Origin of the sequence: Nitrosomonas sp. Is79A3 (assembly GCF_000219585.1) — a bacterium.
Taxonomy (GTDB): Bacteria; Pseudomonadota; Gammaproteobacteria; order Burkholderiales; family Nitrosomonadaceae; genus Nitrosomonas.
This window is the reverse complement of sequence record NC_015731.1, coordinates 2,827,465-2,846,559: the sequence shown is the minus strand read 5'-3', so window position 1 is coordinate 2,846,559 and position 19,095 is coordinate 2,827,465. Positions and strand designations below refer to the sequence as shown.

Genomic DNA, 19,095 nt, shown 5'->3' with positions numbered 1-19,095 from the left:
AGATAACTGACTATAGTGGCCCCTCCTTTCAGGACAGTAAATTAAGATGGTATCCTGCTAAAGAAGGAGCAGGAAATGACTGGAGTAAAGCGAAAGAATTTTACGGGTGATTTGAAGGCTAAAGTAGCGCTTGAAGCAATTCTGGATATCAAGACAGTAAATGAAATTGGTCAGGAGTTTGGTATGCATCCGACGCAAGTTGGTTTATGGAAGAAGGAACTGCAAGAGCAGGCATACAGTCTGTTTGAAGCCAAGCGCGGCGTGAAGCATGTTGATCCGTCAGTGAGCTCGGAACGACTGTATTCCGAAATTGGTCGATTGAATATGGAATTGGACTGGCTCAAAAAAAATCCTGGACCAGCCAATAACGGTGCGCAAACAATGGGTCGGTGCGACTGAACCATTGCGACTGATGCGGCAATGTGAACTAACCGGCGTGGCGCGCTTCACTGATTCGAACTATTATTGTCTTGACTGCGAGGTCCACTTTAGTGTCTGGAAAGATTTGATCCCGCTGGCTAAAAGGCTGATTTGAAGTAATGATGAGACTTCCGCTTTTATAGCTATAGTTTATGAAACTTTGGAATCCATGAAAATCAGCATAACTCAGATTATTAATGCTGCTTCTAGATAGAGCTGGAATAAGCTGCCGTAGTAGGCGAACGCCATTTGATCATCGCAACTTTTATAGTGTCGTTCACTACGAGACAAGAAATCATCGCGTAAGCGAAAATTGCTAGTGTTTGCTGCCAGGGTAATGTCATGAGTCCTGGGAGTCCCAAGAATGTAAGGGTGGTACCCAAGAAAGTAACTGAGACAAGAGCAATTACAAGAGTTCTGCTGGGCATCGTTGACCAGAAGAAGTGACGTTCCCGAGCAGATACGATAGAGAACACTGCAAAGTAGAACAGTGTTAGAAAACTGAAAGTGTAGAGGGCATCATCATTTTTTGCCAAGTTAAAATGTGACCAACCTATCCACAAGAGAAGTAGCGACTCTACAACCATGACGATGCCCAGTACCACGGATACGGTAATGAACCCTCCGATGTTCCACGTTTCCGGTTGCTTGGACGGCCGCACATGATCAGTGGCGAGAGCGATCTTCGCAAAGTCAGTCATAAATACTAGCAGCAGCATCGCAAAGGCGGAAATGACGAACTTGCCGGTCACCACAAATGCGATAGCCACGAAGGCGGCTTTCAGGATCGTCCGGCTGATCTTGTTGATGATCCAGGTTAGAATGCGCTGATAGATCATTCGCCCTTGCTCGACTAACGCGACGATATTGGTTAATCCCGGTTCGGTCAGGACGACACTTGCGGCCCCTTTAGCCACATCGGTTGCGGTGCTGACGGCGATGCCCACTTCGGCCTGGCGCAGTGCGGGTGCGTCGTTAACACCATCGCCCGTCATGCCGGTCACATGCCCTGCGGCTTGCAGGTGCTGCACCACGATATATTTATCTTCCGGATACACTTCGGCAAAACCATCGGCGCCTGCTAACAAATCTACTGCTTTGTTGTCGGCCTGAGCGCTTGCGGCCTTTAAATCCGCTACGCGCCTGATGTTGGGTAGCCCGACTCCCTGTGCGATTTTACTCGCAACCGCTAATGCATCACCCGTGAGCATTTTCACCGGAACACCGAGGTCGTGAAGTGTAGCGATGAGTTGCTTGGCATCCGGGCGAGGCGGATCATACAAGGTTACCAATCCGACTAATGCCAGGGTACCTGTTTCGGAGCCGCGCGCCACCGCCAGTGTCCGATAACCTTTGAGGGCAGATTCGGCGACACGGGCTTCCAATGCTTCGATTTCCTGGGGATGAAACCCGCAGGCCTGGGCGACGGTTCGCACAGCGCCCTTCATCACACGCAGTCGTTGCCCACTCTGTTCAACAACGGCTTCTGTTCGTCTGTTTGTGGCATCGAAAGGTGTGAAGGAGACTGGCGTGACAGCGGGTATGCCATCAAAGATCTGTCGTTTTTTCGACTCAGCCAGAAATGCCAAGTCAATCGGATCCTGGTTGGCTTCTTGAGAGGCGAGTGCACCGACAAACAACACATCGGTTTCCGTCGTATGCTCCATTGGAATCACGCCAGTGACAGCCAGTTGGTTCATCGTGATTGTGCCCGTTTTGTCCACACAGAGCACGTCCATCGTCGCGGCATCCTCGACAGCACTGAGGCGCGTAACCAGCACACCGCGCTTCGCTAACTCTTTCGATCCGATGGCCATGCTAACTGTAAACATGACAGGCAAAGCAACCGGCACCGCACTCATCAATAGGACGAGCATAAGTGGAACCATTTCAAGCAGCGGCGCGCCGCGGATTAGCGATATGACGATCACCAGGCTCAACAGTGCGCCAACAATAACGAAAAGCCAGCGAACCACCTTAGCCACTACGGCTTCGATGTGGAGTTTCGGTCGTGCTTGCTGTACCAGTTCTGTGGTGCGGCCGAAGTAGGTTTTTGCCCCAGTCAGGATAACCACGCCGTTGCCTTCGCCATGACGAACGACAGATCCCGATGACACCACTTCGCCCAGAACCTTGTCGACATCCTGTGATTCACCGGTCAGAGCCGATTGGTCTACATTCAATTCTCCAGCGAAGAGTTTTATATCCGCCGGAATGATATCGCCGGGGCGCATTCGGATGATGTCGCCTGGAACCAGTTCGCGAGCGGGGCAGACTTGCCAGCTTCCCTCGCGCAGTACCCGCGCGCTTACTTGCAAGCGTTTACGCAATGTTTCAACGACACCGGCAGCCCGCCGTTCCTGTAAAAAGCTCAATACAGCATTGACTACCAGCAATGCGCTCACTATAACCAAATCAGAGAATTTACCCAGAATTGCCGACAAAATCATAATCAATTCCAGCATCCACGCCGACACGCCCCAGAATTTCCCGAGAAACATAAGAACCGAATGCTTTTTTTGTTCGGCTACTTCGTTGTAGCCATATTCTTTTCTACGGTTATCCACTTCAACGTGTGTGAGGCCTATTTCTGGATTTACATCAAGCGCTTTGAGCGTTTCAGAAACAGAAGCGGAGGCGATATCAGGAATATTGGAGGTCATTGGCATGTTCGAAAGAGTTGAGTGATTTTCAACACCACTTCTTCGGCATCTTGATGCCGTTTGAAGTAGTGGTGATCCATGTAAAAGCTGAGTATCACACAACGCATCTATGAGTTCGCTGTAACCACTTCTTGACCTTCCTAGATTATATTGACCGGTATTTTAAAATAGATAACCCCGTTATCTTCCGCTGGAGGCATTTGACCTGCGCGCACATTAACTTGTACGGAAGGTAGCATCAATACCGGCATTTCCAATGTGGCATCGCGTGCGGTGCGCATGGCAACAAATTCATCTTCACTTACACCATTATGGACATGAATATTATGTGCGCGTTCCTGTGCTACCGTGCTTTGCCACTGTGCAGAGCGACCGTTGGGCGGATAATCATGACACATGAACAGTCTCGTTTCAGGTGGAAGATCCAATAGCTTACGAATAGAGCGATAAAGCTGGCGCGCATCGCCACCCGGAAAATCGGCGCGCGCAGTGCCCACATCCGGCATAAACAGGGTATCACCCACAAATATCGCATCTTCAAACTGATAAGCCATGTCCGCTGGTGTGTGTCCCGAAACTGAAATAGCTTTGGCACTTAGCTTCCCGACATGGAATATTTCACCATCCGACAGTAAGTGGTCAAATTGCTTGCCATCTGTTGTGAATTGCGACTCCATATTGAACAACTTTTTGAAAACCTTTTGTACTAAAGGAATATGATCGCCGATGGCTGTTTTGCCTCCCAGTTTGTCTTTGAGATAGTGAGCAGATGAGAGGTGATCGGCATGAGCGTGTGTTTCGAGAATCCAGCTTACAGTTAAATTCTGTTCATTGATGAATGCGATCAATTTGTCTGCGGAAGTGGTTTTAGTTCTACCTGCTTTCGGATCGTAATCAAGCACGGGATCAATAATGGCGCAACTTCCTCCTGGTTCATCAAATACAACATAACTCACCGTCCAAGTAGCTGGATCAAAGAATGCCTGGATATTCGGATGCATGTCTATCTCCTTTTTTAAATTAAATATATTCATTGACTATAGTATATCATAACATGTAATATATATTTTGTTTAAATGTTATGAGAAATTTGGGGAAAACATCATGATGATTGATTGGACGCATTTCACACCAGGATCTGCATTGGCTGGAGGCATGGTAATTGGTATTGCAACTGCAATATTGTTATTGCTTGCTGGTCGGATCGCAGGTATTTCCGGCATTGTTGGTAGTCTGTTTAAGCTGCATGGTGGCGACATGGGATGGCGTATTGCTTTTGTTTCAGGGCTTATCATGGCACCCCTGATTTGGCAGTTATTTAGTGAATTACCGCCCATCCAAATTGACACCAGTTACGGTCTTTTAGCATTGGCTGGGCTGATCGTGGGTATCGGTACACGTTATGGTTCCGGTTGCACCAGTGGTCACGGAGTGTGCGGACTATCGCGCATGTCACCACGCTCGATCGTTGCAACCCTGATATTTATTACGACCGGTGTTGCCACAGTTTATGTCATAAGACATCTATTGAGCTAATTACTCTGGTGAGGAAGAACATACTATGATTATTATTTTAATTGCATTGATATCCGGCCTTATTTTTGGTATCGGCCTGATCTTTTCGGAAATGGCAAACCCAGAAAAAGTCTTATCATTTCTCGATATGGCCGGCTCATGGGATCCATCACTGGCATTTGTAATGCTTGGAGCGATCAGTGTCGGCGTGATTGCTTTCACCTTAGCACGCCGCCGTGGCCAAACCTATTTGGGCACATCCATTAATTTACCTACTTCGCGCGTAATTGATAGACGTCTGGTTTTGGGAAGCTTGGCATTTGGCATAGGCTGGGGCATTGCAGGTATTTGCCCGGGCCCAGGGCTTGTTCTCGTTGGAACAGGTAGTCTTCATGGCATTGTTTTTGTAGTGGCAGTGTTGATTGGAATGGGTATTTTTGAGCTGCTGGAACGATATCGAGAAAATCATTCCAGCTCTAATAAATAAGCTGAAGCGCGTAACTTATGGAAACTTTTGCAGATACTTTTAACCAAAAATTGAGAATGTATTTATGTCGAGAAACCAATCAATCATTCAAAAAATAGAAAGAAATACTGATTTGGGCGACATACTGTCCAATAAGGCATTGGCAGCACAAGCATGCGCCTTACTGAAAGCCTTAGCCAATGGAGATCGCTTACTGATTCTATGCCAACTCGTGCAAGGCGAAAAAAATGTACGTGAATTGGAACAGTCACTGGAAGTTCGCCAGCCAACACTGTCACAACAACTTACCGTTTTGCGTGGAGAAAAGCTGGTAAATACTCAACGCAAGGGTAAATATATTTATTACAGTCTGGCCAGTCAGGAAGCGTTGCAAATCATGCAGACTTTGTACCATATTTATTGTGCCGGTAAAAAATTACCACTCTCAGCAGAAAAGCAGATGGAGCATAATGCTGAAACACATATCAAGTAAATAGGCGAGGCGAACACCAGCCAATGCGGCTATCGAGACATGCATTAGATTTACTCACAAGCTCTGTATTCGAGCGAAAACCAATCCTTACTGGAGGAGAGAGAAATGAGCATTGTTACGAAAAAACTGGATGAGAAACTGTTTGTTACCGGTCAGATCAGCGTTGATGATTTGGCAGAAATAGCATCAGAGGGGTATAAATCTATTATCTGCAATCGCCCAGATCATGAAGAAAACGAAACCCATCCCGCCAGCCTGGAACTGGAAAAAGCGGCGCACTCGTTTGGAATCACTTTTATTTATTTACCCATTGAGATTGGCCCAGTCTCCACCGAAAAGATTGAATCATTTAACAAACTACTGACTGAATTGCCCGGACCAATCCTGGCTTTCTGTAATACCGGCAATCGGGCCAAGGCATTGTATGAACTGATCAAGCAAAAACAAGCGTCCGAAGATGAGGATGAATCTGTCATAGCCGCTTGCAGTTGGACAGGTGAAGCACTTGAAACAATTCACATTCCACACGCATCCCAAGACAAGTCACTTTCAGTGGCAGCTGCTTGTAATTGGGGTAATGCATTTGACATTGTTGTGATAGGTGGTGGCGCGGCAGGAATCGGTGTGACTGCCAGTCTCCTGCATCGCAGACCAGCTCTTCGCATCGCTATCGTTGAACCCAGTGATAAACACTATTATCAGCCTGCCTGGACACTGGTCGGTGGCGGTGCTTATGACATAGCACAGACGGTGCGAAACATGGCGGATGTCATTCCTCCGAAGGCAGAATGGATACAAGCAGCAGCGGCTGGATTCGATCCAGACAACAATTTGATTAACCTGTCAGATGGCCGGTCAATCGGCTACAGACAATTGATCGTTTGTCCAGGTATACGTCTGGCATGGGAAAAAATAGAAGGTTTACAGGAAACACTCGGCAAGAATGGCGTCACCTCCAATTATCATTTCGATTTGGCTCCTTATACGTGGTCACTGACGAAAAACCTTAAAAGCGGAAAGGCCTTGTTTACGCAACCTTCCATGCCGATCAAATGTGCCGGTGCTCCTCAAAAAGCCATGTATCTTTCTTCAGATTATTGGTTACGCCACCGCACGCTGGACGATATCGAAGTCGAATTCAATACAGCCGGTGCAGTCTTGTTTGGTGTAGCTGATTTTGTTCCGCCATTGATGGAATATGTAAAACGTTATCACGCAAAACTGGCATTCAATTCCAATCTGGTAAAGGTCGATGGCACCAACAAAATAGCCAGCTTCGACATCAAGGATAGCGAGGGAAATGTAACGCGTATAGAAAAACCGTTTGATATGCTACATGTCGTACCGCCTCAGGTAGCACCAGACTTCATTAGTAAAAGCCCATTGGCCGATGCTGCCGGATTCTGTGAGGTCAATCCCAAAACATTGCAGCACCCGCGTTACTCCAACATCTTTTCCTTAGGAGATGTTTGTTCTTCACCTAATGCCAAAACAGCCGCTGCAGCCAGAAAGCAAATCGTTATAGTGGCAGAAAATCTCCTGGCAGCTAAAGAAGGCAAAGAGTGTACCAATATTTATGATGGTTATGGCGCTTGTCCTCTCACGGTGGAGAATGGCAAAGTGATACTCGCCGAATTTGGTTTTGGCGGTAAGTTGTTGCCCACTTTTCCGTTCAATCCGACCGTACCAAGCCGATTTGCGTGGTTTCTCAAAACCAAATTATTCCCCTGGATATATTGGAACGGCATGTTGAAAGGCCGTGAATGGCTCACTGATTCAACAGGTGTAAGCTAAGCAGATGGAACCAAACCTAATCAGCATCTTACTGGGTTCATTCACGGGCATCGTGCTTGCACTGACAGGGGCAGGTGGAGCCATCATTGCTGTCCCGCTGCTCATGTTCAGCTTGCATCTTACGGTTGCAGAAGCTGCTCCCATTGGTTTGCTTGCGGTCGGCTTGTCAGCAGCAATCGGAGCATTGTTGGCATTCAAGCAGAAAATAGTCAGGTACCGGGCAGCCAGTCTGATCGCAGCGACAGGCGCATTGACCGCTCCAATAGGCATATGGGCTGCACAGCAGTTGCCAAATGCACCGCTGACCTTGTTGTTTGCTTGTGTGTTAATTTATGTTGCTATTCGTATGTTCCGCCAAAGCCTGCATGAAAATGGCAAAGACGTGAGAATATTGACTGATACACCTTGTCGGATGGATGATATCGGTGAGCGTTTAGTTTGGAACATTCCTTGCTTTAGAGCATTAGCATTCTCAGGCGCGATGGCAGGTTTTTTGTCAGGCTTGCTAGGTGTAGGTGGTGGATTTGTAATCGTGCCGACACTCAAGAAAGTCACTAATCTGGATATGCAATCCATAATGGCCACATCACTCGCCATTATTGCATTGATTTCCCTGACTGGTGTGGTTTCAGCAATATTCATTGGCGCCCTGAAATGGCCGATTGCTTTTCCCTTTTGTGGTGGGACTATTATAGGCATGTTGCTTGGCAGATTATTCGCCGATCGTTTCGTAGGACAAAGATTGCAGCAAAGTTTTGCTATATTGGCAATCAGTGTAGCAATCGGTTTGATTGTTAAAGTAATTTGGATTGCATTTCTTTAGCATCGCAGGGTAAATGCATGTCATTGCTCACGCGCTATATCAGGGATAGTCAGTTGTTTGTTGATCACACAGTTTGCAAGCTATGGTAAACGTGATGAGTGATGAGAGAGATGTTAGATCGACCCGGCAAGACAGCATTGATCACCTGTGCGGGGTTTATTCTGTACTGAATGCGGCAGAGATGGTGATAGGCAAATATCAGGTTGATAGAAAGCGTAAGAAAAAAGTAGTCAATGAAAAGCCTTGTTCAATGATTTAATTGGTCATCTAGCCAAGAAAGACCTGCTCGGGGAAGTACTCACTTCCGGAATTGATGGTATTGATATTGGGTTCATTGATGTCGCCATTGTATCGGTCAGATTCTGCCAGAATCAGAAAATGCAAAAGGAAAGCATTTGAAACTGATCTCGTCACCTTAGGGAAGCTCTGATTAAGTTGATTACATTCATGGTTTGACAAGCTCACCACGAACGTAATCAATATATTACCGTTCGTCCTGAGCCTGTCGAAGGACTTAATCAGAGTTTCCTTAGATGAATATTGGGAAAAACTTACCCAGCACATGAGGCAGGACGATATTGCCGTGATTATTTTATTCAGTGGCGGGATCAAACACTGGACTTGCGTCAAAGCAATTACACCAGAAGCAATGATTCTGTCTGACTATACTGGTATGGAAAAGATTGCTCGGTATCACTGCACTGTTGATACAGTAAGTCGAGACTTGTACACCTTATGGCCTGCGATGACTTATTTATTAGCGATGGAATGAAATATGTTACTTTGATCTGCCTCAGCTAAATTTGAGGCGCACTAAAAAGTATGCTAATGCGGATAACCATCTTATTGATTATTTGTAAAATAATAGTGATTTTTGGGCAGCAGAAAAAAGTAGGTCGCTATATGATTTGATTGTACTGCTGTTTAAAAATAGTTAAGCCGCTAACTTTAGAATTTCACATGCTGGAAGAAAATCAATACATGGCACATAACCACGCTCACGATCATGATCATAGCCACGTTCCAAAAAGCTATGATCGCGCATTCGCAATTGGGGTTGCACTAAATGTAGGTTTCGCTGTGGTAGAAGTTATTTTTGGTTTACTTTCAAATTCTCTCGCGCTGTTGGCAGATGCTGGCCACAATCTCAGCGATGTGTTGAGTTTGTTATTCGCGTGGGGCGCAAGCGTATTAGTGCGCAAGCTGCCAACACAGCGGCACACATATGGTTTACGCCGTACTTCGATATTAGCTGCATTGATTAATGCGCTAGTATTGCTTGTTGCTGTCGGCGCTATCACCTGGGAAGCCATTCACAGATTTGGCTATCCCGAGTCGGTGGCGAGTGACACAGTCATTTGGGTGGCGTCAGTTGGCATTGTAATCAATGGGTTTATGGCGTGGCTTTTCATGTCAGGCGAAAAGCAAGATATGAATATTCGCGGCGCATATTTACACATGGTGGCTGACGCAGCGGTTTCTCTGGGTGTTGTTATAGCAGCTATTACCATAAAAATTACAGGCTGGTTGTGGTTGGATCCAGTCGTAAGCCTTGTGGTCGCCGTAATTATCGGTATAGGAACTTGGGGTTTGCTCCGCGAATCGCTGAACCTTGCACTTGATGCTGTCCCAGCCAATATTCATCCGGCCCAAGTTGAGGCTTATCTCGCGAATCTTCCAGGAATAGAAGCAGTTCACGACTTGCATATCTGGGCAATGAGCACGACGGAAATTGCGCTAACCGTGCATTTAATCAAACCGGATGCGGTCATTGACGATCTGCTATTGGTTCAAATCAATAACGAATTGCGTGAGAAGTTTGGAATTCAGCACACTACTGTTCAGTTTGAGTGTGGAAATGTATCTCATCCCTGTGAACAAGAGCCTTCAGACGTGGTTTAAAGTGGCAACGTAGCGATGAAGTTTTTGCGTGTGGAGTAAATTGCGTGCCCAAAGAACATCATTAAGAATAACTGCAAACTCCAGATGAAAAACGAGCGCGTCGAGTCACATTCTTCCAAGACAAATGAGCGGGATATGAATGTGACACTGTTAAGCGTTTATGGGGCAAGTACCCTAGGTGCCAAATTGCTGCTTAATCTACGTACCTCATATTTGACAAAACACTGCAGCTATAGAGAATTCTACCGTGGAGGTGGAGGTGGAAGCGGTGGGTTACCGGGTGGTGGTGGCGGTGGAGTAGAATTTACTGGTGGTGAAGAAATTCTTCGACTGATGCCACTATTTGCGGGCAGATCCCTGCTGATGTTACCTGAGACAGGAACATTATGACCTTTCGAATACATGCATGGGATATAGCTGTTGTCATAACGCTGTTGACTTTCATAACCTGAAGATGTGCCACTGCTTGTTCCAAACAGTGCGCCCGCTAAAAGGCCTATTCCAGCACCTATGGCAGCTCCCTCACCACCAGCTATGGCAGCGCCGGAAGCAGCGCCCAACCCAGCTCCAATAGCGGCGCTTTCTACACCGCTAGTTCGGGATGATTGTTGAGGAGTCTTGCCGCTAATTTGTTGGTAAGCATATTCTCTGCATTCACTATCATCCTGACGAAACTGATCAAAACTTTTACCGGCACCAGGTAACGTCATTACGCTTGGACCTGTCGGCATGTTTGCGCAGGCAGTTAGTAGCCAAACAATTAGCAATATAAGTAATCTTTTTGTTATAAACATGTTTTCTCTTTGCTTTATTGTGCAGGTGGTTGCGGAGCTACCTGTAACCATCCCCCCGGGCAATTCTTGACATAGGGATAGTAACCATCCGGATTTTGGCAATAGTACCAGTAATTGGTTTGTGGCTGGGCAGGCTCAACCTGTTGCTGCTGCGTATAAACCGGAGGTGTTGAAGGCACTATCACGGTTGGCGGATAAGCATAATAAGGTGGGTAGTAAAACGGATAGCCATATCCATAACCACCAAACCTGTAGCCACCATAGCCATAGCGGCTATAACCGCCATATCCTCCATAGCCATAAAATCCTGGACCATAATAACCGCCGAGATTGATACCAAGATTTAAGTGGCTATGCCCATGACTACTATAACCACCCGAATGACCGTAACTGCCTCCATAATGTCCGTTTCCTCCACCATGCCCATCCCGCGCTAAAACAGAATGGTTTACTATCATTGCAAGCAGGGCAATCAGAAACATCAATCTAATATTTTTCAAATGAAGCCCATTGTGCATTAGTAGTGAAAGACTAAGTTGATTCTGAATACCAACTCGTCATTTAAGAGCTTTCTGATCAGATTGATAATGATATTCCCATCATATAATATAACAAAGGAATCCATTAAAACTATTTCGTTTCGTTTGACTGGATCCAAACCGCATTAGTTTCAGTTATTCAATCGGGGGATAACAAGCAACATTCAGAAGTGAATCAGGGCTTTCTCATTCTGCGGAACTTCCTGAATCAGTGCTAACTTTCTAGTCCGAGTCATAGCTTTTATTATGATTTCTCTTTTTGAGGCTTCTGCTCTATTTTTGTGGAGCTCCTGATGTACAAGCCGAAACGGACCGCGACCATGGGTATATCGTGCTCCTTTACCCATTTCATGCTCTGCGATCCGGCGGACTAAATCGGTTGTAATGCCGGTATAGAGACTTGAATCAGCACATTCCAATATATAGACCGTCCAGCTCATGATTTTCTGCGTTATCTTCCTAAAATTCGAGACTGGCTAATTTATTTGATGATTTGTATCAGCTGGTATTGAATTTATTGCATATTACTAAGTAATGGGGGCATCTTTGTGACTGCGACGTTAAGTTTATGCGATCTCATGCAATCCCGATGCAGTAGTGTACAAAATTCGGAATACTAAAATCCAATATTAGTCGTATCTGTTGGTTTCCACTATTACTGGCATGTTTCTGCCAACAACTCCAAAGTTTTTTGCTCCTGAACGCTATGCCACAACCGATATTTATCCTTGATGCGAGTCCACCGTTTGCCATATTCGCACCAGTAATTTCTACTCGGCGGCAGCCATTCATGCGGTGCCTGATCCGATTTCGAATGGTTGGCTGAATCAGAAACGACTAGAAGGTTTTCGAAATCATTGGCAAATGCTCTACGCCGATCACGTGTCCATTTATCTGCACCGTGCCTGTGTGCATGGGCTAGCGGCACAATGTGATCAATATCGACATCAGAGGCTTTAGTAAATGTTTTGCCGGTGTAGACGCCGAACCATTCGCCGGAAATAACTGTGCAATGTCTAGGATCTTTGAATTTAACCGGCACCCGGCTGGTAGCGATCAGCATTTCTTGCCTAGTATTCTGACAATCCGCATCAGCATCAATCCAATGCGGCCAATCTTTGCGATTATATGAATTCTGTGTGGCGCTGGAGATTGATTCTTGTTGAATATTGTCACGCTTTTCTACAGCACAACCGGAAATGATCGCGAGGACAGAAACTAACAAGGGTATGAAAACGATATTCTTCAATGGCTAGCTATGTCTACATCTACGTTTGGGTTAAGAGCATTACACTCTATCTGATGATAAGCCGGGTTTGAACGGCTTTGTCGCAACCTATCTGCTCAAACTCAATGTCGTGTCGATCTTCTATCTCTTTCGCAGCCATCATAATGATTTTTACAACTGCGTCATCTAACAATCCCAGTCTGTATTTCACAGGAAATACAATGTGATAATGTATCTGCCACACACAGTGGCTCGCCTTCTCTACAACATCTCTCATTCCAACATTCTAAAGCCTAATTAGATCCCTGTGGCAAGACCACGGGGAATCGCAAGTTTAATATTAGATTTATGATTTGATTCATGGTTGGCGGGGGATTATTCTTCTAGATTAACGTAACTGAGAAGGTGTCGTTGGGAATGTTTTATGCCGTGCATAATTCAAAATAGGTAAGGGAAACTCTGATTAAGTTCCAAGAACTTGTAAAATACGCGGTAGATTGTAACCGCTGCAATGGAGTGCACTGATGAAACAATTAGTATTATCGATTCCATTATTTATCAAGAAACCGAAAGTAACTCGCCGGCAAAAGTTTCTCGAAGAAATGGAGCAAGTGGTTCCATGGGTAGACTGGACGAATCGGATCGCGCCGCACTATCCGGTAGCAGGTTTGGGACGCAAGCCATTTGCGTTGGAAGCGATGCTGCGGATTCATATGATGCAGCAATGGTTTGGTTATTCAGATCCGGCAATGGAAGAAGCGTTACATGATGTGCCGATGCTACGTGAATTTGCAGGACTAGATGCGGGAGAAGATGTTATGCCTGATGAGACGACGATCCTCAAGTTTCGCCACCTGCTGGAGAAGCATCACTTGGCACAAAGCCTGTTTGCTGAAACAACTGGGCGGTTAGCGCAACAGGGATTATTGCTGCGTCAGGGCACGATAGTTGACGCCACGCTGATAGCGGCTGCGCCATCGACCAAGAACCGGCAACGCAAACGTGATGGCGAGATGAGTTCGACTAAGAAAGGCAGCAACTATTACTTTGGATTAAAAGCACACATAGGCGTAGATGAATCGCCCCGGGTTTTGAGGAGGCTCCAAATCTTGAGAGAATGGAGCGATGAACAAAACAAACAAATATTCCCCCGAAGTAAAAGAACGAGCAGTCCGCCTGGTGCAAGAGCATCGCAGTGAGTACCCTTCGCTGTGGGCGACGATAGAATCGATTGCGCCCAAGATCGGCTGCGCGCCGCCGACATTGCATGATTGGGTAAAGAAGCACGAGATCGACACAGGCCTACGAGATGGCATCACCAGTGAAGAGCGCGAACGCATCAAAGCACTGGAGCGTGAGGTCAAGGAATTACGTCGCGCCAATGAAATTCTGAAACTGGCCAGTGCTTTTTTCGCCCAGGCGGAGCTCGACCGCAAACTCAAATCCTGAGGTCGTTCATCGACCGGTATCGTGACACCCACGGGGTCGAGCCGATCTGCAAGGTATTGCAGGTCGCCCCGTCAGGGTATCGGCGTCACGCGGCCGAGCGGCGCAATCCGGCATTGCGTTGCACTCGTGCCCAACGCGATGAGGTTTTGATGCCAGAAATTCAGCGTGTGTGGCAGGCTAACCTGCAGGTGTATGGTGCCGACAAGGTATGGCGGCAACTTAAGCGCGAAGGAATGCAGGTAGCTCGCTGCACTGTTGAACGGCTCATGAAACGGTTGGGGCTGGAAGGTGTGCGGCGCGGCAAGGTTGTGCGAACCACGGTTCCGGACAAGGCGCTGCCGTGCCCGCTGGATCGCGTAAACCGGCAATTCAAGGCGGATCGCCCAAACCAGTTATGGGTGTCGGATTTCACCTATGTTTCCACCTGGCAGGGCTGGCTATATGTCGCGTTCGTCATCGACGTGTTTGCCCGGTGCATCGTGGGTTGGCGGGTCAGTTCCAGCATGCACACGGACTTCGTACTGGATGCGCTGGAGCAGGCTTTATACGCCCGGCAACCGGAGCTGGGTGCCTTGATTCACCACAGCGACCGGGGTTCCCAGTATGTCTCTATCCGTTATACGGAGCGGCTTGCCGAGGCTGGAATAGAACCGTCGGTTGGCAGTAAAGGAGATAGCTACGATAACGCACTAGCCGAAACGATCAACGGGCTTTACAAAGCTGAATTGATTCACAAGCAGGGGCCATGGAAAAACAGGGAATCCGTTGAATTGGCGACGTTGAACTGGGTGTTCTGGTTCAATCACCAGCGTTTGCTTGGACCCATCGGCTATATACCGCCGGCGGAAGCTGAGGCACAATACTACCGGCAGTTAGCCAACTTGGATTCTGCCAAAGTTACTTAAACCAAACAGCCTCCAGAGAACCCGGGGTGATTCATAGATGCCGATTCCGGCCTGGTGCATAGCCTGGAAATTACCACGGCCAAAGTGGCCGATGGCAACATGATTGATGCGCTGGTACATGGCGAAGAGGCAATTGTATTGGGTGATCGGGCTTATACTCGTAATGATCGCAATCTGGAAGCGCAACGACAGCCGGAAGAGCCGGTCTGGGGTATGCCATTCAAACGCAAGCGCGGTGAGGAATTGCCAGCAGAACATGCCGTGCTCAATCGTATGCTAGCTTCACTACGCGCAAAGGTTGAACATCCGTTTCGTATTGTCAAAAGACAATTTGGTTATACCAAAGTCCGTTACCGAGGATTGTTCAAGAATGCACAACAGCTTTATCTGTTGTTTGCCTTGGCTAATCTTTACCATGTCCGTAAGGTGTGGATGCCAACCACGGGATAATTCCGTCCAATATCCCTGAAAATCAGCATCAGGGGACAGAATAGTATGCAATCTGCTAAAAATTACAGTTATTAATCGCACAATAATGCCTATATTAGCTACTCTACCGATAGCTTTGTCGACAAAACTAGAATAAATAACTTAATCAGAGCTTCCTTAACTCCGTTTACACAAAATTCAGGATACATCTCGGCGAGTTAGTTTGGAGGGTGTAAGAAATTTTGTGTAAGTGGTCATTTTGCAGGAAACTGCTACTTTCAGAAATGGATAAGAAATGACGACAACAAGAACTTTACCCAACGATTTAATTGACCAACTGTTATCAGGCTATAAAAAGCCAGAAGACCTAATTGGAGAGAATGGCCTACTTAAGCAACTCACCAAGGCGCTGATTGAACGTGCGTTACAAGCGGAAATGACTGAGCACTTGGGTCATGACAAACATGCTACTGTCAGCAACCTCACTGGCAATGCCCGCAACGGCAAAAGCAGCAAGACCCTTAAGGGTGAATTTGGTGAGTTGCCGATTGAAATCCCTCGTGATCGCGAGGGCAGCTTTGAACCACAACTGATCTCTAAGCACCAAACACGCTGGACTGGCTTTGATGACAAGATCATATCACTGTACTCGCGTGGTATGACGGTACGCGAAATCCAGAGTCACCTGATCGAGATGTATGGTGCGGAGGTTTCGCCTACACTGATCTCATCCGTTACCGATGCAGTGATGGAAGATGTGAAGCAATGGCAGTCCCGCCCGCTGGATGCAGTCTATCCCGTCATTTATCTGGATTGCATCCACGTCAAAGTCCGTGATGCCGGTGCGGTGCGTACCAAAGCCGTATACCTTGCCATTGGCATAAACATGCAAGGCGAAAAAGAAGTGCTGGGTTTATGGGTCTCACAGACTGAAGGTGCTAAATTCTGGCTGGGCGTTGTCACTGAACTTAAGAACCGTGGCATACAAGACATCTTCATCGCCTGTGTGGATGGCTTAAAAGGCTTTCCTGAAGCCATTGAGGCGGTCTACCCGCAAGCCACGGTACAGCTTTGCATGTGCATATGGTGCGTAATAGTTTAAATTACGTGGGCTGGAATAAACGCGGTCTGGTTGCAACTGATTTGAAGCGCGTTTACAGCGCATCAACAGCAGACGAGGCAGAGCAATATCTCACTGAATTTGAAGTGAAATGGGATGATGCTTATCCGCCAATTGCTAAATCCTGGCGTAACAATTGGATGCGTATTATTCCGTTCTTCGATTACCCCCCTGAAATACGCAAAATCATTTACACCACCAATGCCATTGAGTCGGTGAACATGAGTTTACGTAAAGTTAGTAAAAATAGGAGCTCATTTCCAAATGATGAAGCTGTTACTAAATTGTTCTATTTGGCACTGATCAATATCAGCAAGAAATGGACGATGCCACTGCGCGATTGGAAACCTGCGTTAAACAGGTTTACTATTCAGTTTGAGGAAAGGATGCCTCAGCAGTAATTACTGAATCACCCCGGGTTCTCTGGAGGCTGTTTGGTTTAAGTAACTTTGGCAGAATCCAAGTTGGCTAACTGCCGGTAGTATTGTGCCTCAGCTTCCGCCGGCGGTATATAGCCGATGGGTCCAAGCAAACGCTGGTGATTGAACCAGAACACCCAGTTCAACGTCGCCAATTCAACGGATTCCCTGTTTTTCCATGGCCCCTGCTTGTGAATCAATTCAGCTTTGTAAAGCCCGTTGATCGTTTCGGCTAGTGCGTTATCGTAGCTATCTCCTTTACTGCCAACCGACGGTTCTATTCCAGCCTCGGCAAGCCGCTCCGTATAACGGATAGAGACATACTGGGAACCCCGATCGCTGTGGTGAATCAAGGCACCCAGCTCCGGTTGCCGGGCGTATAAAGCCTGCTCCAGCGCATCCAGTACGAAGTCCGTGTGCATGCTGGAACTGACCCGCCAACCCACGATGCACCGGGCAAACACGTCGATGACGAACGCGACATATAGCCAGCCCTGCCAGGTGGAAACATAGGTGAAATCCGACACCCATAACTGGTTTGGGCGATCCGCCTTGAATTGCCGGTTTACGCGATCCAGCGGGCACGGCAGCGCCTTGTCCGGAACCGTGGTTCGCACAACCTTGCCGCGCCGCACACCTTCCAGCCCCAACCGTTTCATGAGCCGTTCAACAGTGCAGCGAGCTACCTGCATTCCTTCGCGCTTAAGTTGCCGCCATACCTTGTCGGCACCATACACCTGCAGGTTGGCCTGCCACACACGCTGAATTTCTGGCATCAAAACCTCATCGCGCTGGGCACGAGTGCAACGCAATGCCGGATTGCGCCGCTCGGCCGCGTGACGCCGATACCCTGACGGGGCGACCTGCAATACCTTGCAGATCGGCTCGACCCCGTGGGTGTCACGATACCGGTCGATGAACGACCTCAGGATTTGAGTTTGCGGTCGAGCTCCGCCTGGGCGAAAAAAGCACTGGCCAGTTTCAGAATTTCATTGGCGCGACGTAATTCCTTGACCTCACGCTCCAGTGCTTTGATGCGTTCGCGCTCTTCACTGGTGATGCCATCTCGTAGGCCTGTGTCGATCTCGTGCTTCTTTACCCAATCATGCAATGTCGGCGGCGCGCAGCCGATCTTGGGCGCAATCGATTCTATCGTCGCCCACAGCGAAGGGTACTCACTGCGATGCTCTTGCACCAGGCGGACTGCTCGTTCTTTTACTTCGGGGGAATATTTGTTTGTTTTGTTCATCGCTCCATTCTCTCAAGATTTGGAGCCTCCTCAAAACCCGGGGCGATTCATTACCGCCACTTACACAAAATTTAGGATACCCTCTTAGTTTGTCGATTTCTGGATTGCTTCGCCACTCTTCTCAACATCCTTACCCACCCCCCTCAAAGTGTTACATGCAGACAATTGGATAACAACAATTAAAGCAATCATTAATGTCAATATTTTCATAGCGACCCCTTTATGGTTTAATAAAAAATAAAATCTACTACAAGTTTAATGTAACTACTCAGCGAGAAATAATTAAAATGCTATTTAATCATTACTTTAGACGCGGTGTTGATGTTCGCGCTACCGAAATTCCTATCCTTTCTTGACAGTTTCTTTCAAATCGCCGACACCTTTCTGTATCTTTCCTTCGATCTGTTTTTCCAGCCCTTTGGCTTGCTGCTCTTTACTGCCAGTCAGCTTACCGGCTTGTTCCTGAATTTTGCCAGCCAAGTCTTTTGCTTCGCCCTTTACTTGATCCTTGTTCATGCCGAATTCCTCGCTGACAGTTTCTTTCAAGTCGCCAACACCCTTCTGTAACTTTCCTTCGATCTGTTTCCCCAGCCCTTTGGCCTGCTGTTCTTTGCTGCCAGTCAGCTTACCGGCTTCTTCCTGAATTTTGCCAGCCAAGTCTTTTGCTTCACCCTTCACTTGATCCTTGTTCATGATGAATTCCTCATTCTAAGTTGAAACATCCACAAAACGAACCGACATCAGTCTGTGCTACCTACCAAATAACTAATTCACTTCAAATCCAAACTTACTATAAAGTGGATGTAATTACACTTCAGTGCGCTATCGCACAGAATCAATAAAAGAATCGGCGTAATTTTATTCTTAGCAATTGTCGCAAGTGGGAT

At 47.1% G+C, this 19,095-nt stretch carries 21 protein-coding genes, 2 pseudogenes and 2 other annotated features; of the genes and pseudogenes, 13 read left to right on the top strand and 10 right to left on the bottom strand.

Going from position 1 to position 19,095, the window contains the following annotated elements:
* The first annotated feature begins 75 nt into the window (after positions 1-75).
* Positions 76-399 carry an IS3 family transposase gene (locus tag NIT79A3_RS13185; protein ID WP_013966677.1) on the top strand — a complete coding sequence of 108 codons (324 nt, stop codon included), beginning with the start codon at positions 76-78 and terminating at the stop codon, positions 397-399.
* Positions 400-626: 227 nt separating this feature from the next.
* Here NIT79A3_RS13185 and NIT79A3_RS13180 read toward each other — a convergent pair whose 3' ends face one another.
* Entirely contained in the window at positions 627-3,089 is a 2,463-nt protein-coding gene (locus NIT79A3_RS13180) for a plasma-membrane proton-efflux P-type ATPase (RefSeq protein WP_049785375.1), read from the bottom strand.
* A gap of 134 nt (positions 3,090-3,223) precedes the next feature.
* Positions 3,224-4,084 carry an MBL fold metallo-hydrolase gene (locus NIT79A3_RS13175; RefSeq protein ID WP_013966675.1) on the bottom strand — a complete coding sequence of 287 codons (861 nt, stop codon included), beginning with the start codon at positions 4,082-4,084 and terminating at the stop codon, positions 3,224-3,226.
* Between the two features lie 103 nt (positions 4,085-4,187).
* Here NIT79A3_RS13175 and NIT79A3_RS13170 point away from each other — a divergent pair, with 103 nt between their 5' ends.
* The 8 genes from NIT79A3_RS13170 to NIT79A3_RS13140 all read left to right on the top strand — a co-directional run bounded on the left by NIT79A3_RS13170 (position 4,188) and on the right by NIT79A3_RS13140 (position 10,076).
* A complete protein-coding gene (locus NIT79A3_RS13170; RefSeq protein ID WP_013966674.1) occupies positions 4,188-4,619 on the top strand; it encodes a YeeE/YedE family protein in 432 nt (143 codons plus the stop codon).
* A gap of 25 nt (positions 4,620-4,644) precedes the next feature.
* Positions 4,645-5,085: a YeeE/YedE family protein gene (locus NIT79A3_RS13165; protein WP_013966673.1), complete on the top strand. Its 441-nt coding sequence runs from the start codon at positions 4,645-4,647 to the stop codon at positions 5,083-5,085.
* Positions 5,086-5,149: 64 nt separating this feature from the next.
* Complete coding sequence (locus NIT79A3_RS13160) at positions 5,150-5,557, top strand: metalloregulator ArsR/SmtB family transcription factor (protein ID WP_013966672.1); 408 nt, start codon at positions 5,150-5,152, stop codon at positions 5,555-5,557.
* A gap of 105 nt (positions 5,558-5,662) precedes the next feature.
* Complete coding sequence (locus NIT79A3_RS13155; protein ID WP_013966671.1) at positions 5,663-7,351, top strand: bifunctional protein tyrosine phosphatase family protein/NAD(P)/FAD-dependent oxidoreductase; 1,689 nt, start codon at positions 5,663-5,665, stop codon at positions 7,349-7,351.
* Between the two features lie 4 nt (positions 7,352-7,355).
* Positions 7,356-8,174 (top strand): sulfite exporter TauE/SafE family protein, encoded by an 819-nt coding sequence (locus tag NIT79A3_RS13150; RefSeq protein WP_013966670.1) that lies wholly within the window; start codon positions 7,356-7,358, stop codon positions 8,172-8,174.
* A 243-nt stretch (positions 8,175-8,417) separates the two neighbouring features.
* The gene (locus NIT79A3_RS18840) at positions 8,418-8,573 is read left to right on the top strand and encodes a hypothetical protein (protein ID WP_156797088.1); all 156 of its coding nucleotides are present in this window, start codon (positions 8,418-8,420) and stop codon (positions 8,571-8,573) included.
* A 163-nt stretch (positions 8,574-8,736) separates the two neighbouring features.
* Complete coding sequence (locus tag NIT79A3_RS13145) at positions 8,737-8,946, top strand: hypothetical protein (RefSeq protein ID WP_013966668.1); 210 nt, start codon at positions 8,737-8,739, stop codon at positions 8,944-8,946.
* 209 nt (positions 8,947-9,155) lie between these two features.
* Positions 9,156-10,076 carry a cation diffusion facilitator family transporter gene (locus tag NIT79A3_RS13140; RefSeq protein WP_041361021.1) on the top strand — a complete coding sequence of 307 codons (921 nt, stop codon included), beginning with the start codon at positions 9,156-9,158 and terminating at the stop codon, positions 10,074-10,076.
* Positions 10,077-10,318: 242 nt separating this feature from the next.
* Here NIT79A3_RS13140 and NIT79A3_RS18375 read toward each other — a convergent pair whose 3' ends face one another.
* The 5 genes from NIT79A3_RS18375 to NIT79A3_RS13115 all read right to left on the bottom strand — a co-directional run bounded on the left by NIT79A3_RS18375 (position 10,319) and on the right by NIT79A3_RS13115 (position 12,914).
* Positions 10,319-10,870, bottom strand: coding sequence for a YMGG-like glycine zipper-containing protein (locus tag NIT79A3_RS18375; protein WP_013966666.1), 552 nt, complete (start codon positions 10,868-10,870; stop codon positions 10,319-10,321).
* A 14-nt stretch (positions 10,871-10,884) separates the two neighbouring features.
* Entirely contained in the window at positions 10,885-11,370 is a 486-nt protein-coding gene (locus tag NIT79A3_RS13130) for a hypothetical protein (protein WP_156797087.1), read from the bottom strand.
* 203 nt (positions 11,371-11,573) lie between these two features.
* Complete coding sequence (locus NIT79A3_RS13125; RefSeq protein ID WP_013966664.1) at positions 11,574-11,849, bottom strand: GIY-YIG nuclease family protein; 276 nt, start codon at positions 11,847-11,849, stop codon at positions 11,574-11,576.
* Positions 11,850-12,064: 215 nt separating this feature from the next.
* Positions 12,065-12,634, bottom strand: a complete 570-nt coding sequence (locus NIT79A3_RS13120) for an HNH endonuclease family protein (RefSeq protein WP_156797086.1) — start codon at positions 12,632-12,634, stop codon at positions 12,065-12,067.
* 70 nt (positions 12,635-12,704) lie between these two features.
* The gene (locus tag NIT79A3_RS13115) at positions 12,705-12,914 is read right to left on the bottom strand and encodes a transposase (RefSeq protein ID WP_013966662.1); all 210 of its coding nucleotides are present in this window, start codon (positions 12,912-12,914) and stop codon (positions 12,705-12,707) included.
* A 247-nt stretch (positions 12,915-13,161) separates the two neighbouring features.
* Between NIT79A3_RS13115 and NIT79A3_RS13110 the strand changes: the two genes are divergently transcribed.
* From NIT79A3_RS13110 to NIT79A3_RS13090, 4 genes and pseudogenes are all read left to right on the top strand, one after another.
* Positions 13,162-13,836, top strand: a complete 675-nt coding sequence (locus tag NIT79A3_RS13110) for an IS5 family transposase (protein ID WP_348225627.1) — start codon at positions 13,162-13,164, stop codon at positions 13,834-13,836.
* Positions 13,763-14,991 (top strand): IS3 family transposase gene (locus tag NIT79A3_RS13100; protein WP_156796972.1). Its coding sequence is split into 2 segments (ribosomal slippage): positions 13,763-14,051 and positions 14,051-14,991, totalling 1,230 coding nucleotides; the frame shifts between segments, so codons are not numbered across the junction. The genes NIT79A3_RS13110 and NIT79A3_RS13100 overlap by 74 nt, the downstream gene beginning before the upstream one ends.
* Positions 14,041-14,157, top strand: a sequence feature (AL1L pseudoknot). (Overlaps the previous gene by 117 nt.)
* A 33-nt stretch (positions 14,992-15,024) precedes the next feature.
* Positions 15,025-15,441: pseudogene (locus NIT79A3_RS13095) on the top strand (IS5/IS1182 family transposase); the annotation flags it as partial.
* Between the two features lie 274 nt (positions 15,442-15,715).
* Positions 15,716-16,941: pseudogene (locus tag NIT79A3_RS13090) on the top strand (IS256 family transposase).
* 38 nt (positions 16,942-16,979) lie between these two features.
* Here NIT79A3_RS13090 and NIT79A3_RS13085 read toward each other — a convergent pair.
* The 3 genes from NIT79A3_RS13085 to NIT79A3_RS19570 form a co-directional block, all read right to left on the bottom strand.
* Positions 16,980-18,208 (bottom strand): IS3 family transposase gene (locus NIT79A3_RS13085; protein WP_156796972.1). Its coding sequence is split into 2 segments (ribosomal slippage): positions 16,980-17,920 and positions 17,920-18,208, totalling 1,230 coding nucleotides; the frame shifts between segments, so codons are not numbered across the junction.
* Positions 17,814-17,930 (bottom strand) — a sequence feature (AL1L pseudoknot). It overlaps the preceding gene by 117 nt.
* Positions 18,209-18,292: 84 nt before the next feature.
* On the bottom strand, positions 18,293-18,400 hold the full coding sequence (locus NIT79A3_RS18370; protein ID WP_348225773.1) for an entericidin A/B family lipoprotein: 108 nt from the start codon (positions 18,398-18,400) through the stop codon (positions 18,293-18,295).
* 150 nt (positions 18,401-18,550) lie between these two features.
* Positions 18,551-18,901, bottom strand: a complete 351-nt coding sequence (locus NIT79A3_RS19570; RefSeq protein WP_013966660.1) for a CsbD family protein — start codon at positions 18,899-18,901, stop codon at positions 18,551-18,553.
* Positions 18,902-19,095 lie beyond the last annotated feature (194 nt).